Raw genomic sequence first — 16,966 nt, 5'->3', positions numbered from 1 at the left:
AATTTTATCTGCGTAAAAATCAATTTTACACACCTTGGAGGTTATAATGAATATAAACTATGAATTAATTGATACAACCGCGCCTGCACCGGAAAAGGAACCGGAGAGACAGCGGTATTTTATTGCAAAGTGTAGAGAAATCATAAAGGAAAAAGAAATGGAGCTTGGACGTAAGCTTACATTTTATGACCAGACGTTTGGATGCCAGATGAATTTTAAAGATTCGGAGAAGCTGAACGGGATTCTTGAAGATATCGGTTACGTGAAGGCGGATACGGAAAAAGCGGACTTTGTTTACTATAATACATGTACTGTGCGTGAGAATGCGAATGTACGTGTTTATGGAAGACTTGGAGCATTGAAAAATTATAAAAAGAAGAATCCGGAGATGGTCATTGCCATGTGTGGATGCATGATGCAGGAACCGGAGGAGCAGGAAAAGGTGAAGACAACATTTAAGTTTGTTGATGTTGTTTTTGGGACACATAATATTTTTAAGCTTGCAGAACTTTTATATGAATGTCTTTCCGGAAGGAAGAGGGTATTTGATGTTTGGGAGAAAACAGATCAGATTATCGAAGATCTGCCAAGTGACCGTAAGTTTGGATTTAAGGCTGGAGTTAATATTATGTTTGGCTGTAATAATTTTTGCAGCTACTGTATTGTTCCTTATGTAAGAGGAAGAGAGCGAAGCAGAAAGCCAGAGGATATCGTAGCAGAAGTAAAGAAGCTGGCATCAGAAGGTGTTGTAGAGGTGATGCTTCTTGGACAGAATGTAAATTCTTACGGAAAGAATCTTGAGAATCCGATTAGTTTTGCCAAGCTTCTTACTATGGTAGAAGAAGTAGAAGGAATCGAAAGGATTCGTTTTATGACTTCTCATCCAAAGGATTTATCAGATGAGCTTATTGAAGTGATGGCACATTCTAAGAAGATTTGTAAACATCTTCATTTGCCGGTGCAGTCTGGAAGTAGCCGCATTTTAAAATTAATGAACAGAAAGTACACAAAGGAACATTATCTTACATTAGTAGATAAGATTCGTACTGCTGTTCCGGATATTGCGATTACAACAGATATTATTGTAGGTTTTCCGGGAGAGACAGAGGAAGATTTTCAGGAGACGCTTGATGTTGTAAGAAAAGCAAAGTATGACAGCGCATTTACTTTTATTTATTCTAAGCGTTCGGGAACACCGGCAGCAAAAATGCCGGATCAGGTTTCAGAAGAAGTGGTGCATGAGAGATTTGACCGCTTATTAAAAGTGGTAAATGAAACAGCAAGAGAGCAGAATGGCAAGCTTGCTGGGAATACAGAACTTGTTTTAGTAGAAGAGATTGACGAGAAGGATGCTTCTATGGTTACAGGACGATTATCAAATAATAGTGTTGTACATTTTAAAGGAGATGCTTCTTTAATTGGTAAGATTGTTCCTGTTGTGCTGGAAGAGTCGAAAGGATTTTATTATCTGGGGAGGTTGAGCATCCATGGCTAAACTGACTCCGATGATGGAACAGTATTTCCAGATAAAGAATAAATATAAAGACTGTATATTGTTTTACCGTTTAGGAGATTTCTATGAGATGTTTTATGATGATGCACTGACTGCATCAAGAGAATTAGAGATTACTCTGACAGGGAAAAACTGTGGTCAGGAAGAAAAGGCGCCTATGTGTGGGGTGCCTTTCCATTCCTGTGAGCCTTATATTAACAAGTTAGTGGAGAAAGGATTTCGTGTTGCCATCTGTGAGCAGGTGGAAGATCCAAAGGCTGCGAAGGGAATCGTAAAAAGAGATGTTATCCGCGTTGTTACACCGGGAACGAATGTTATGACGCAGAGCCTTGATGAATCAAAGAATAATTTCATTATGAGTGTGTTCTGTGAAGATGACCTGTTCGGAATTGGTGTGTGTGATTTATCTACCGGAGAATTTCGGACAACACAGGTTGAACATCAGGACGCACTTTTTGATGAAATGAATAAGTTTCAGCCGTCTGAGATTATTTGTAACGATGCCTTTTGTATTTGCGGTATGGATTTTGATTATATCAGAGATAAGGTTGGCGCAGTGATTTCACCGGTTTCCAGTGATTACTTTGAAAATGATCGGTGCGAGAAGCTGATTAAAGAACAGTATGCTCTTGTGAATTTAGAGGGAATCGGACTCTCAGATTATCCATTTGGCATGATTGCGAGTGGGGCATTATTACAGTATCTTCATGAAACACAGAAGAATTCTCTTGCTCATCTGATGGAATTAAAAGTATATTCGACAGAAAATTATATGGTCATTGACAGCTCTACCAGAAGAAATTTAGAGCTGTGTGAGACATTAAGAGAAAAAGGGAAAAAGGGAAGTCTTTTATGGGTGCTTGATAAAACAAAGACTGCGATGGGTGCCAGAACACTTCGTAAGATGATCGAGCAGCCATTAATTCATAAAGGGGCGATTCAGGACAGGTTAGATGCGGTAGAAATGCTAAAAGATAACCTTATGGCAAGAGAAGAACTTCGTGAGTATATGAATTCTATTTATGATCTGGAACGTCTTACAATGAAGGTAAGCTACCGTACGGCAAACCCAAGAGATTTGATTTCTTTTAAGACCTCTATTCAATATCTGCCATATATTAAAGATATTCTCGCGCAGTTTAGTAAAGGTGTTCTTGCAAAAATGGCAGAAAGCCTTGATACATTAGAAGATCTTCATGAATTATTAGAGTCTTCTATTGAGGAGGACCCACCGATTCCGATCAAGGAAGGTGGAATTATCAAAGAAGGTTTTGATGAAGAAATCGACCATTTAAAGAAGGCGAAAACGGATGGAAAGACATGGCTTGCTGAATTAGAAGAGAGAGAGCGGGAAAAGACAGGAATTAAAAATCTGCGAGTGCGTTTTAATAAAGTTTTTGGCTATTATATAGAAGTAACGAATTCTTATAAAGACCTGGTGCCGGATTATTATATCCGCCGTCAGACTCTTGCGAATGCCGAACGGTATACGACAGAAGAACTGTCTGAACTGGCAAGAACAATTCTTGGGGCAGAGGATAAACTTTATGCTTTGGAGTATGAAACATATGTGGCAATTCGTGAAAAACTGGCATCTGAGATGGAGAGAATTCAGAAAACAGCCAGTGTGATCGCATGGACAGATGTTTTTGCCTCTCTTGCACTTGTAGCGGAAGCAAATCAATATGTACGACCGACCCTTAACCAAAGAGGTGTCATTGATATTAAAGATGGACGTCATCCAGTTGTGGAAAAAATGATGTCCGGTGAACTTTTTGTTGCGAATGATACATTGCTTGATCATAAAAAGAATCGTGTCGATATTATTACCGGTCCAAATATGGCAGGAAAGTCTACGTATATGAGACAGACAGCCTTGATTGTTCTTATGGCACAGATTGGTTCTTTTGTTCCGGCAAAGTCTGCAAATATTGGTCTGGTAGACCGTATTTTTACAAGAGTAGGGGCATCGGATGATCTGGCTTCTGGACAGAGTACATTTATGGTGGAAATGAGTGAAGTTGCGAATATTTTACGGCATGCAACGAAAGACAGTCTGTTGATTCTTGATGAAATTGGAAGAGGAACGAGTACATTTGACGGTCTTTCTATTGCGTGGGCGGTTGTGGAATATATAGCGGGTTCTTCTTTAGCCGGAGCAAAGACATTATTTGCGACCCATTATCACGAGCTGACAGAATTAGAAGGCAAGCTTCCAGGCGTAAATAATTACTGTATTGCAGTGCAGGAAAAAGGAGACAGTATTATTTTCCTGCGAAAGATTATTAAAGGCAGTGCGGACAGAAGCTACGGGATTCAGGTGGCAAAGCTTGCCGGTGTGCCGGAAGTTGTTATAGAAAGAGCAAAAGAAATTGCGGCGGAATTAGAAGAATCTGATATTACAGCGAATACAAAAAATATTGGAAAGAAACGTACAGAAGAAGCCGAGCCAGTTCAGATTTCATTATTTGATACGATGGGAATGGTGGCAGAACAGCCAAAGAAAAGTGAAGTGGAAGAAACATTGAAAAAGTTAGATATTAGTAATATGACTCCGATGGAGGCAATGAATCAGCTTTATGAACTGCAGAAAAAATGTAAATAAAATCACTTCATACATATCATTTTAAAAGGACATGAGAGAAGAATTGTCAGAAGGGAGAAAGCATGGCAGAAATAAAAGTTCTTGATCAGGATACGATTAATCAGATTGCAGCCGGTGAAGTAGTAGAACGTCCTGCTTCTATTGTAAAAGAGCTTGTAGAGAATGCAGTAGATGCCAGTTCAACAGCGGTCACAGTGGAAATCAAAGGCGGTGGCATTGATTTTATACGAATAACAGATAATGGATGTGGCATTGAGAAAGAACAGGTTCGTAAGGCTTTTCTTCCTCATGCAACAAGTAAGATCAGATCAGCAGATGACCTTGAGACGGTGGCTTCACTGGGATTTCGAGGCGAGGCATTATCAAGTATTGCGGCGGTTGCAAAGGTGGAACTTGTCACAAAAACAGATGAAGGGATTTCCGGAATCCGTTATGTTATTGAAGGAGGCGAAGAAAAGAGCTGCGATGAGATTGGGTGTCCGGAAGGAACAACATTTATTATTCGTGATCTTTTCTTTAATACACCGGCAAGAAGAAAGTTTTTAAAGTCAAAAATGACAGAAGCAGGTTACGTAGAATCTTTTATTCAGCGGCTTGCCTTAAGCCATCCAGCGATTTCTTTTAAGTTTATCTGTGATAATAAAAATAAAGTTTCCACATCAGGAAATGGAAATTTAAAAGATGTTATCTATAATATTTTCGGAAGAGATGTGGCAATGAATCTTTTGCCGGTCAAAGGCAATGAAAATGGAATACTAGTTGATGGCTATATTGGAAAACCGGTTATTTCCCGCGGAAATCGAAATTATGAGAACTATTTTGTAAATGGACGTTATCTGAAAAATAATATTATCAGCAAAGCAATCGAAGAAGGCTATAAAGGACATGCCATGGTGCATAAATTTCCATTTACAGCATTGATGATCTCAATGGACCCTCATTCATTTGATGCGAATGTTCACCCGGCAAAGATGGAAATGCGTTTTCGAAATGCAGAAGAACTGTATTCTTCTGTTATGAGTGCAGTTCGGAGTAGTTTTGTGAAAAAAGAGCTGATTCCCAAAGTGGGTCTTGGTAATGAGCAAAAAGTAAAGGAAAATGCGAGAAAGATTCCAGAACCATTTGAAAAAAAGAGGAGAGCGATCGAAGAGCGGTTTTCTTCTCTTTCTTCGGAACAAATAAAGCAGATTGCAAAGAAAAAAGAAAATAATGAATCTAAAATAAAGGACTCATTTTCAAAAGCAGAAGGCAGAGTACAAAATGCTGCGCTAAATCCGAATGGACAGGGATGTGTTCAGGATGAGGATGTATCAGAAATATCAAATCGAAGAAGTTCGATTGAAGAAAGGATCGCCCGTTTGCATGTCGGAGAAAATACTGCGATTCAAAAAGAAATTGATAAAGTGATTCCAAAGACAATGGAAAAAAGCAGTATAGATCCTGAAAAATCTGAAAACAATACAGAAATTAATACAGGACAACCACAGTTACAGCAGCCGGTTCAAGTAGAAAAAACAAAGGCTGAACTTGTAAAAGAAACAGATAACTATGCGAAAGGTACACAGATGAGTTTTGCGGATGTTCCGCTTCTTTCTGAAGAAGCCCGTCCAAAGCACCGGATTATAGGGCAGGTATTTCGTACGTACTGGCTGGTAGAATATGATGAGAAATTGTTTTTTGTGGATCAGCATGCTGCTCATGAAAAAGTGATGTATGAAAAGTTGAAAAAAGATCTCGAAAATAATACAATTGTCCAGCAGATGGTTGCGCCGCCGATTATACTTACTTTTAGTATAAAAGAACAGCAAAAATTTGAACTGTGTGAAGAATCTTTTAAAAAACTGGGATTTCTTATTGAAGAATTTGGCGGAAACGAGTATTGTATTCGTGGGGTTCCGGCAAATCTGCTCGGAATTGATCCACAGGAGCTGTTTATTGAAATCTTTGATCAGATTGAAGAAAACAGTGGTAAGATGAATATGGAAATGATTACGGATAAGCTGGCATCAATGGCATGTAAGGCAGCGGTAAAAGGAAATACAACGATGTCTTATGAGGAAATGGACAGTCTTATGGAACAGCTTATGAAGCTGGATAATCCATACCAGTGTCCGCATGGTCGTCCGACAATTATTTCAATGACAAAATATGAACTGGAAAAGAAGTTTAAGAGAGTGCAGTAGAGGGGGATGGTCGTGAAACAACAGGAAAAGAAACCTCTTATTATATTAACCGGACCGACAGCTGCCGGGAAAACAAGTCTTTCTATCGAACTGGCCAAAAGTATCGGTGGGGAGATTATCAGTGCAGATTCTATGCAGGTATATAAGAAGATGGATATAGGTACGGCAAAGATTCGTCCGGAAGAAATGCAAGGAGTACCACATTATCTGATTGATGAATTGGATCCATCGGAGGAGTTTAATGTAGTAGCTTTTGTGGAAAAATCAAAAGAAGCCATGAAAAAGATTTATGCGGCAGGACATATACCGATCATTGTTGGTGGAACAGGATTTTATATCCAGGCGTTACTGTATGATATTGATTTTTCACAGCATGAAGACAAAGAAAGTTACCGTAAAGAATTAGAACAGCTTGCAAAGGAAAAAGGAAAAGAATATCTTTACGAAATACTTAAGAAAAAAGATCCGGAATATGCAAAGATCACACATTGTAACAATGTAAAGAAAGTGATCCGCGCATTAGAATATTATAAAGAAACCGGAAAGAAATTGTCAGAACATAATGAGGAACAAAGACAGAAAGAATCTCCGTATAACTTTGCGTACTTTGTTTTATATCATGACAGGGAAGAACTATATGACCGGATCAACCGGCGTGTCGATCTCATGATGGAAGAGGGTCTTCTTTTTGAAGTTGAAAGTCTCATAAAAGAAGGTTATACAAAGAATTTAGTATCTATGCAGGGGCTCGGTTATAAAGAGTTTTTTGATTATTTTGACGGCAGAATGACTTTGGAGGATACAGTCGATAAGATAAAAAAAGATACCAGGCACTTTGCAAAGAGACAGCTTACCTGGTTTCGTAGAGAAAAAGAGGTAATATGGCTGAATAAAAAAGAATATGAACAGGAAAAAGATTTACTTGATTCTGTTTTAAATATAATAGAAGAGAAAGGAATCAGGAATGGAACAAAGAGATAAAATACTAGAAGAGTATTATGCACAGATGGGAATTGCGAAGCCAGTATATGACTTTTGCATGAAAGTAGAAGAAGAATTAAAAGATCGCTTTTTATCGATAGATAAGACAGCAGAATGTAACCAGATGAAGGTGCTTCGTGCCATGCAGAAGAATCATTTAAGTGAAGCCTGTTTTGCCCCGACAACCGGTTATGGTTACAATGATATTGGAAGAGAAACACTAGAGAAGATTTATGCGGATGTGTTTGGAACAGAGGATGCTTTGGTGCGACCACAGATTACCTGTGGAACACATGCTCTTGCCCTTGCGCTCATGAGCCAGCTTCGTCCGGGAGATGAGCTGTTATCACCGGTAGGAAAGCCATATGATACATTAGAAGAAGTAATTGGTATTCGTCCATCCAATGGTTCACTTGCAGAATATGGCATTAGTTATCGTCAGGTAGATCTGCTTCCAGATGGAGAGTTTGACTGGGAAGGAATAGAAAAAGCATTAAATGACAAGACAAAGCTTGTTACAATACAGCGTTCAAAAGGGTATGCATCCCGTCCGACACTTTCTGTAAAAAGAATCGGAGAATTGATTCATTTTATTAAAGAAAGAAAGCCGGATGTACTTTGCATGGTTGATAACTGTTATGGAGAATTCGTAGAAATTAGTGAGCCATCTCAGGTCGGAGCAGATCTTATTGTTGGTTCATTGATTAAAAATCCAGGTGGTGGACTTGCACCGATCGGTGGATATCTTTGCGGAACAAAAGAATGTATTGACAGAGCGGCATATCGTCTGACTTCACCGGGACTTGGAAAGGAAGTAGGTGCTACATTGGGCGTGACACCTGCATTAACACAGGGACTTTTCCTTGCTCCTACCGTTGTAAAAGGTGCGTTAAAAGGTGCGGTTTTTGCAGCAAATATTTATGAGAAACTTGGATTTAAAGTGATTCCGGACAGTAAGGAAAGTCGTCATGATATCATTCAGGAAGTGGAGTTCCATGATCCTGAGCTGATGGTAGCGTTCTGCGAAGGAATTCAGGCAGCTGCACCAGTAGACAGCTTTGTTCGTCCGGAACCATGGGATATGCCGGGATATGATGCCAAAGTAATTATGGCGGCAGGCGCTTTTGTTTCTGGTTCTTCCATTGAACTTAGTGCAGATGGCCCAATGAAGGATCCGTATGCGGTTTATTTTCAGGGGGGACTTACCTGGGAACATGCAAAGTATGGAATTATGATGTCTTTACAAAAAATATATGAGACAGGAAAACTTAAAGATATCTTAATAAATGACACAGAAAGTTAACGAAAGCTGTCCTTGTACCCTATATACAAAAGTTTGTTTTTATGGTAAAATGTTTTTCGAATCAGTGTGTTCGTGCCTGGAGAGAATACAGGAGGGACCAATATGGAAAGACAGCCATCAATACAGTCATCACCAGCGAAAGTAACGATGAAAGAACGACCGGAAACAGAACGTCCGTATGAGAAGTGTCTGAGAGCAGGCGCAGAGAGTCTTACAGACGGAGAGCTGTTAGCAGTCATTATTCGTTGTGGAACACGAAGCTGTACTGCTCTGGAACTTGCATTTTCGCTTTTGAACAGACACCCGGTTTATAAAGGACTGGCAGGACTGCATCATCTTGATATCGAGATGCTGAAAGAGATTCCCGGTATAGGCAATGTCAAGGCAATTGAGATTTTATGTGTACTGGAGTTGTCTAAGAGACTGGCGAGAGCTTCTATTAAAGAAGAAAGTGATTTCAGTTCGCCGGATTATATTGCAGCTTATTATATGGAAGATATGAGACATCTTTCCGTAGAAAAGGTGATGCTTTTACTTCTGGATGGACGACACAGGCTGATGAAGGAGATTTTACTTTCGAAGGGAACGGCGAACAGTTCCTGGGTTCCAGTTAGAAATATTTTTGTGGAAGCTCTTCGGTGTGAGGCAGTATATATGATACTGATTCATAATCATCCGTCAGGATATCCGGAGCCGAGCCGGGAAGATCTCATTATCACAAGACAGATAAAAGAAGCGGGAGAACTGTTAGGAATTCCGCTTTCAGATCACATCATTATAGGGGATAAGTGCTATACTAGTTTGCGGGAACAGAATATGATGTGAGTCATAGATGTGACCATGGATTACAGATTATAGACATATTCTTGAATCTCGTGATCTTAATGTAATGTACCTGATGTCAGGTATATCGGACAAAGAGGAAAGATAAATGCGGCAACACCGCATTTGTTTCATGTATAAATGCTAACGAAAGGAGACATACCAATGTCTGAAAAAATATATGGAATTGATATGGGAACAAATTCCATCAAGATTTACCAGAAAGCTGCAGGAGTAATTTTACATCAGAAGAACATGATCGCTATGGTGAAGAAAAAAGAGCCATTAGCTTTGGGAGATGAAGCATACTCAATGTATGAGAAGGCTCCGAAGAACATCGAAGTAAAACAGCCGATCGTTAACGGTGTTATTGCCGATTTTACTGCTATGCAGACCATGATTCAGTTATACTTTAAAGGAATGCATGGAAAGAAGTTTGCAGAAGGACTTGCTGCCGGCGGCAATGCAGAGTTTTACATTGCAGTACCTTCTGATATCACAGAAGTAGAGAAAAGAGCGTTTTTTGATCTGATCGCAAGCTCTTCTTTAAAGACAAAGAAGATTCGTATTGTTGAAAAACCAATCGCGGATGCACTTGGAGCAGGTCTTGATGTCATGGATGCGACTGGTCGTCTGATTGTTAATATCGGTGCAGATACAACAGAAATCAGTCTGATCAGTCTTGGTGGAATTGTACAGAGTCGTCTGTTGAAGATTGGAGGAACCAAGTTTGATGAGGCGATTCAGCAGACTGTTAAGAAAAAGCATAACCTTGTAATTGGTATGAAGAGTGCAGAGCGCCTGAAGATGCAGCTGGCAAGCGGTATCAAGGAAGAGGAAGAGATTACGTATGACGTAATGGGCCGTAATCTGATCACAGGTCTTCCTAATAGGGTAACTGTTACAAATCATCTCATTTTTGAGGCAATGTCAGAGAGCCTTTCATCTATTATTGATGCGATTAAGTTCATTTTAGAGAAGACACCACCGGAATTATCCATGGACATCATGCATGATGGAATATGTATGACAGGTGCATCTACCCATATTAAGAATCTGGATCTTCTTATCCAGCAGGAGACAGGACTTTCCATTATGAAGATGGAAGAACCGGAACTTACTGTAGTAAAAGGATTAGGAATGATTATGGAAAATCCGGATTATGAAAGACTGGCTCATAATTTACAGGATTCTGATTTCCATTAATCAAGGAGTGGTACTATGAAAAATCGTCATAATTTTGAGTTTTCACCTAAAACGATGCTTATTTTGCTGACAGTTCTTTGTATATTACTTCTGTCTGTCAGTACAGTATTAAAAGATGTGGTGAAACCTCTTTCTGCAGTCGCAGAAACGGTAGTTATTCCAATGCAGGATGGAATTAACTCTTTTGGAGTCTGGGTAGGAGAGCATGTTGGCTCATTTAAGAGTATGAAGGAACTGAAAAAGGAGAATGCAAAGCTTAATCAGAAGGTGAAAGAGTTAACGCAGGAAAACGAAACTTTAAGTACCAATGAAAACGAATTGAATAGTCTGCAAAAGCTTCTGAAGATGGATAAAGAATACTCCCAGTATAAGAAAGTGGGAGCGAGAGTAATCAGCAAGGGAAGCGGCAACTGGTATAATACTTTTATTATTAATAAAGGTACAAAAGATGGAATCAAGGTAAATATGAATGTACTGGCAGATGGAGGTCTGGTCGGAATCGTAACGGAAACCGGACGGACCTATGCAAAGGTATGTTCAATTATAAATGATACCAGCAGCGTAAGTGCCAAGTCATCTCAGACTGGAGATACCTGTGTCGTACAGGGAAACAGTGAATCTGTTCAAAAAGATGGAACGATCGATGTGACCTATATCAGTAAAGATGCAGATATGAAAGAAGGGGAAGAACTGATCACTTCACATATCAGTTCAAAATATTTAGAAGGCATTAAGATAGGAACAGTCAGCAGTATTTCTACAGATTCCTCCAATTTGACACAGTCTGCCAAAGTGACACCGTTTGTAGATTTTCAGCATCTTGAAGATGTGCTGGTTATCACACAGCTAAAAGAAGTTCCCGCAGATAGTGAAAGTGCAGATTAAAGGATAAATCAGGCGGAAATAAGGGTATCGTACAGATATTTCTCTTTCCGCCATTTGTGTAAGAAGGGATTTATTATGAAACGAGGAATAGTGACAGCAGTACTGGTATTTATTTGTTTTATATTGCAGACTTCCGTATTTGAGTTGATTAAACTGGCAGGAATCGCACCGAATATATTACTGATTTTTATTTCCTCAATAGCAGTAATGAGAGGCCAGAAGCCAGGAATGATCGTTGGATTTTTCAGTGGGCTTTTGATGGATATTTTTTATGGCTCAACAATCGGTGGATTTGCTTTTTTATATATGATGTTTGGTTTTGTAGATGGATTTTTTCATCGAATCTATTATTCAGATGACAATATTCTTCCACTTGTCCTGATCGGTGTAAATGATCTAGTCTATGGAGTCATTATGTATATTCTTTGTGGATTGTTACATAATCATTTACGTATTGTCTATTATCTTAAAAATATTATTCTTCCGGAAATAGTTTATACCGTAGCGGTAGGTCTTGTATTTTATCAGATTTTATTGAGAATAAACGACTGGTTGGAAAAGAATGAAAAGCGGGGTGCAGATTTTGTTTAAATTCAAAAAAAAGCAGGAGACGGATAAGGCAAAAACAAAGAATCAGATTATAGAGCTGCTTTCCAACCGTATTATCATTATGGGAGTACTGTTGACGGCATTATTTTGTGTTTTAATCTATCGACTTTTCGTATTACAGATCATACAGGGTGATGAACATCTGGCGAATTTTAACTATAAGATAAAGAAGACGATTGAGATCAGTGGTGCAAGAGGAAATATATACGATTGCAAGGGAAAGATACTGGCTTATAATCAGCTGGCTTATACAGTGACGTTGGAGAATTCAGAAAAAACGAGTAAGATTGCCCAGGAGAGAACAGCTAAAAATGGAAAGAATGGTCCGAAAGTAACAGAGAATGAAGTTAGAAATGAGGTAATCTATAAGCTGGTGAAGGTTTTAGAGCAGAATGGTGATACGATAAATTACAGCCTTCCTATGACAGTAAACAGCAAGGGAAAGCTGAAATTTACAGTGTCTGGCTCAGCGCTTACGAGATTTAAAAAAGATATTTATGGAATTGCTAATATCGATAATCTGTCCGGTGATGAAAAAAAGAAAGCGGAGAAATATTTGAATTCTACACCGGAGGAAGTGTATGAATATCTGAGAAGCGGAAAAGGTGGTCCACAGGGAACGGGAAGTATGTTTGGTATCTCGGACAGTTATTCTACAGAGGATACATTAAAGATCATGTCGGTGCGGTATGATGTATTTATGAACCGTTATTCACAGACAACGCCGATTACTGTGGCAGCGAATATCAGCGATAAAAGTATTGCTGCTATTTCGGAACATGAGGAGGAATATCCGGGAGTTTCCATTAAGGCAGACTCTCTTCGTAAATATAATGATGCAAAGTATTTTTCTTCTATTTTGGGATATACGGGAGTGATTTCCGAAAGCGAATTAAAAGAATTGAATGCGGACAATGGCAAGTATGAGGCAAACGATGTTGTCGGTAAGACTGGAATCGAAAAGACGATGGAAAGTACTCTTCAGGGAAAGAAGGGACAGAAAGATGTTTTAGTAGATAATCTTGGTAAGATTATTAAGACAGTAAAGACAACAAAGGCTTCCGCAGGTAACAATGTGTATTTGACGATCGATGCGGATTTGCAGAAGTATGCCTATAATATTTTAGAACGACGTCTTGCAGGAATTCTGCTTGCACATCTAACAACAGCAGATACTGCCGGCTCAGACAAACGAGTTCCGATAAAGGACGTATATTATGCGCTTCTTGATAATAATATTATAAATATTTCCAGATTAGCAAAGAAAAATGCGAAAAGTAATGAAAAAGATGTTTACAGAATTTATAAGAAGAAACAGGAAAGTGTATTAAACACTCTTCGAAAAGATTTGAAAACAGGAACGACAGTTCGTAAATATCTTAGCGAGGAGAAGCAGGATTATGTAAATTATATTTACAAAATGTTAGAGAATGACGGAATTCTTGTTGCTTCTTCTATTGATGAGAATGATCAGGTTTATCTTGACTGGAAAGAGGAAAAAATCACATTCCGAAAGTTTCTTCAATATGCGATCAATAATGAGTGGATTAATATCAGCTCCTTTAATATTAAGTCAGATTATTATGATGCAGATGAAATATATGACGAATTAATAAATTATATTGTTGATGCATTGAAATCTGAGGAAGACTTTGATAAAATTCTATATGAGTATATGATCAAAAGTGGAACGCTGAGCGGACGGAAAGTTTGTCTGCTTTTATATGATCAGGGAGTTCTTGATAAAAAGAAAGATAAGGATTGTAATAGTTTGTATACAGGCAAAATGTCTGCTTATAATTTCATGTACAAAAAGATAAAGAATATAGAAATTACACCAGCTCAGCTTGCCTTAGATCCATGTTCCGGTTCTGTTATTATTACAGACCCTGATACCGGAGAGGTAAGGGCGATGGTTTCCTATCCAAGCTATGATAATAATCGCCTTGCGAATGGAATTGATTCAGAATACTATGCATCTCTTAATACAGATTTATCTTCGCCGATGTTAAACAGGGCCACGCAGTCAAGGACAGCGCCTGGTTCAACATTTAAACCAATCTCATCTACGGCAGTTCTTGAGGAAGGCGTAGCTACAGCTTCTACATATGTAAAGTGTACAGGGATTTTTGATAAGATTTCTCCGGCAGCGAAGTGCTGGATTTATCCGAATGCGCATGGCTCACTTAATGTAAGTGGAGCAATCGCTGTATCCTGTAACTTCTTCTTTTATCAGATGGGATATAATCTTGGTACGGTGAATGGAACCTATAACAGCCAGAGAGGTTTAACAAAGTTAAAGAAGTATGCATCAATGTATGGCTTAAATCGAAAGTCCGGTGTGGAAATCACAGAATATGAGCCGCATATTTCAGATGAAGATGCGATTCGTTCAGCAATAGGACAGGGTACCCACAGTTATACACCAAGTCAGATTTCAAGATATGTGACATCCCTTGTAAACCACAAGAATCTGTTGGATCTGTCTCTTTTAGAGAAAACCACAGATGCAGAGGGAAACACATTGACTTCTTATGAGAAGAAAACAGAAGAAAAACTGAAGATCAGCTCATCTACATTTGATTTGATAAAGAAAGGTATGATCGGTGTGGTTAACGGAAAGGACAGCTCTATCAAGTACCTGTATAAGAAACAGGGAATGAAAGTAGCTGGCAAGACCGGTACAGCACAGGAGAACAAAAAGCGACCGAACCATGCATTATTCATATCTTATGCTCCGTATGACAATCCGGATATTACCATGACCGTAGTAGTGCCAAATGGTTACACTTCAGCCAATGCTGCAGAGATTGCCAGAGATATCTATAAGTACTATTTTGGAAAGGCCAGCAAGGCAGAAAAGAAGGCGACTACAGCATTACTGCCTAGCGGTTCAGATGGAAGTAATGATTAATATACTCCTGCGGCGGCTCGACTTGAAAAGTTCGGACGCGAAAGATTCCCGGAGTATATGCTAGCAAACAGGAGGAGATATGAAAAGTTCCGTTATAATTAAAGGGAATAAATATGGATTTCAGATTGTGCTGAATCCTACACTTCCTTTTGAAGAACTTCTTCGGGAAGTGGGGGACAAGTTTAAGGAATCTACTCATTTTTTTGATTTAAAAAAGCCAATCGCGGTAAGTTTTACAGGACGGGAACTCACGTCCGGAGAACAGAATCTTCTGGTAGATACGATAGCTGAGAACAGTGGGCTTAATATAAGCTGTGTGATCGATGGCGCAAAAGTATATGAGACACAGTTTGCTAAAGTGTTATCGGAACTTAAAGAAGAGGAAAAAAAAGAGGAACATAAAACGGAAGAATCTTTTCCGGAGAATCGTCTGGGAAAGAATGGCCAGTTTTATCGTGGAACATTGCGTTCAGGTCAGAAGATAGAAGTAGATGGAAGTATAGTAATTCTTGGCGATATCAATCCAGGCGCACAGATTATTGCGGGGGGCAATGTTGTGGTGTTAGGATGTCTGAAAGGAACAGTACATGCCGGATATCCGGATGATAAGAGCGCATTTGTGGCAGCGCTTATGATGGAGCCAATGCAGATACAGATTGGCAGTTATATTGCCCGCTCACCAGATCAGAGGGGGAAGAGTACAAAAAAGAATGTCAGAAGAAAGAATCAGCAGGAATTGCTTGCGAAGCTGGCATTTGTAGAGAATGACAATATTTTTATTGAAACGATTACGAGGTCGTTGATCAGTGAGATTAGTATTAGTTAAGTGAGATAAAGGAGAACAAAGATGAGTGAGGTAATTGTTATTACATCTGGAAAAGGTGGAGTTGGAAAGACCACGACAACAGCGAATATTGGAACGGGACTTGCAAAACTGGATAAGAAAGTGGTTATGATCGACACAGATATAGGACTTCGTAATCTTGATGTTGTTATGGGATTAGAGAATCGTATAGTATATAATCTTGTAGATGTTGTAGAGGGGAACTGCCGCTTAAAACAGGCACTGATTAAAGATAAAAGATATTCTAATCTTTTCCTCTTGCCTTCTGCCCAGACAAGAGATAAAAGTTCTGTAAGCCCAGAACAGATGAAAAAGCTTGTGGATGAGCTGAGAACAGAGTTTGATTATATTCTTCTTGATTGTCCGGCTGGTATTGAGCAGGGATTTAAGAATGCCATCGCAGGTGCGGACCGGGCTATCATCGTAACAACTCCGGAAGTTTCTGCCATTCGTGATGCAGACAGGATTATCGGACTTTTAGAGGCGGAAGAGCTGAAAAAGATAGAATTAGTTATCAATAGAATCCGCATGGATATGGTGAAGCGTGGAGACATGATGTCTGTAGAAGATGTCGTTGATATTCTTGCTATTGATCTGATTGGTGTAGTTCCGGATGATGAGAGTATTGTCATTGCAACAAATGAAGGAGAACCACTTGTTGGTTCTGATACACAGGCTGGAAGAGCGTTTGCTAATATTTGTCACAGGGTGCTTGGAGAAGAAGTTCCGATCATGGAGTTTGAGACAGAAGGCATACTGAAAAAAATAGCAAATTTATTTAAACGTGGTTACTAAAGGGGGAGAATCTAATGGGGTTCATGGATAGCTTTCTTAGAAAAAAAACATCGGGCAGTACGGCGAAAGACCGTTTGAAGCTTGTTCTGGTATCTGACAGAGCAAACTGTTCACCGGAAACGATGGAATTAATAAAAAACGACATAATAAAAGTAATTTCAAAATACATGGAGATTGATACAGAAGGACTGGATATTCAGATAACCCAGACAGAGTCGGATGGAGGACATGGAAATGTTCCGGCAATTTATGCCAATATACCGATCAAAGAACTAAGATCTCCTAGATAGCGAACGCAGGAGGAGA

Annotated in this window: 13 protein-coding genes; all 13 read left to right on the top strand. The window is 39.1% G+C overall.

Annotation, left to right across the window (positions count from 1 at the left end; genetic code table 11):
- Positions 1–46 precede the first annotated feature (46 nt).
- Entirely contained in the window at positions 47–1,495 is a 1,449-nt protein-coding gene (gene miaB / locus EHLA_RS10340) for a tRNA (N6-isopentenyl adenosine(37)-C2)-methylthiotransferase MiaB (RefSeq protein WP_021907141.1), read from the top strand.
- Complete coding sequence (gene mutS / locus EHLA_RS10335; protein ID WP_096240756.1) at positions 1,488–4,118, top strand: DNA mismatch repair protein MutS; 2,631 nt, start codon at positions 1,488–1,490, stop codon at positions 4,116–4,118. The genes miaB and mutS overlap by 8 nt, the downstream gene beginning before the upstream one ends.
- Before the next feature lie 62 nt (positions 4,119–4,180).
- Positions 4,181–6,301, top strand: coding sequence for a DNA mismatch repair endonuclease MutL (gene mutL, locus EHLA_RS10330; RefSeq protein WP_096240755.1), 2,121 nt, complete (start codon positions 4,181–4,183; stop codon positions 6,299–6,301).
- A gap of 6 nt (positions 6,302–6,307) precedes the next feature.
- Complete coding sequence (gene miaA / locus EHLA_RS10325; protein WP_096240754.1) at positions 6,308–7,282, top strand: tRNA (adenosine(37)-N6)-dimethylallyltransferase MiaA; 975 nt, start codon at positions 6,308–6,310, stop codon at positions 7,280–7,282.
- Entirely contained in the window at positions 7,266–8,585 is a 1,320-nt protein-coding gene (locus EHLA_RS10320) for an aminotransferase class I/II-fold pyridoxal phosphate-dependent enzyme (protein ID WP_096240753.1), read from the top strand. The genes miaA and EHLA_RS10320 overlap by 17 nt, the downstream gene beginning before the upstream one ends.
- Before the next feature lie 102 nt (positions 8,586–8,687).
- Complete coding sequence (radC, locus tag EHLA_RS10315) at positions 8,688–9,410, top strand: RadC family protein (protein ID WP_096240752.1); 723 nt, start codon at positions 8,688–8,690, stop codon at positions 9,408–9,410.
- 162 nt (positions 9,411–9,572) lie between these two features.
- On the top strand, positions 9,573–10,613 hold the full coding sequence (locus EHLA_RS10310; RefSeq protein ID WP_021907135.1) for a rod shape-determining protein: 1,041 nt from the start codon (positions 9,573–9,575) through the stop codon (positions 10,611–10,613).
- Between the two features lie 15 nt (positions 10,614–10,628).
- Positions 10,629–11,498: a rod shape-determining protein MreC gene (gene mreC / locus EHLA_RS10305; protein WP_096240750.1), complete on the top strand. Its 870-nt coding sequence runs from the start codon at positions 10,629–10,631 to the stop codon at positions 11,496–11,498.
- 75 nt (positions 11,499–11,573) lie between these two features.
- Positions 11,574–12,089, top strand: a complete 516-nt coding sequence (gene mreD, locus EHLA_RS10300) for a rod shape-determining protein MreD (RefSeq protein WP_021907133.1) — start codon at positions 11,574–11,576, stop codon at positions 12,087–12,089.
- Complete coding sequence (locus EHLA_RS10295) at positions 12,073–15,021, top strand: penicillin-binding transpeptidase domain-containing protein (protein ID WP_096241642.1); 2,949 nt, start codon at positions 12,073–12,075, stop codon at positions 15,019–15,021. Before mreD ends, EHLA_RS10295 begins: the two co-directional genes overlap by 17 nt.
- Before the next feature lie 79 nt (positions 15,022–15,100).
- A complete protein-coding gene (gene minC / locus EHLA_RS10290; RefSeq protein WP_021907131.1) occupies positions 15,101–15,847 on the top strand; it encodes a septum site-determining protein MinC in 747 nt (248 codons plus the stop codon).
- 21 nt (positions 15,848–15,868) lie between these two features.
- Positions 15,869–16,660, top strand: a complete 792-nt coding sequence (gene minD, locus EHLA_RS10285) for a septum site-determining protein MinD (protein ID WP_021907130.1) — start codon at positions 15,869–15,871, stop codon at positions 16,658–16,660.
- Between the two features lie 14 nt (positions 16,661–16,674).
- Entirely contained in the window at positions 16,675–16,950 is a 276-nt protein-coding gene (gene minE / locus EHLA_RS10280; protein WP_021907129.1) for a cell division topological specificity factor MinE, read from the top strand.
- Positions 16,951–16,966 lie beyond the last annotated feature (16 nt).

It is taken from the genome of Anaerobutyricum hallii (genome assembly GCF_900209925.1).
Lineage (GTDB): Bacteria > Bacillota > Clostridia > Lachnospirales > Lachnospiraceae > Anaerobutyricum > Anaerobutyricum soehngenii.
This window is presented reverse-complemented; position numbering and strand designations above follow the sequence as displayed.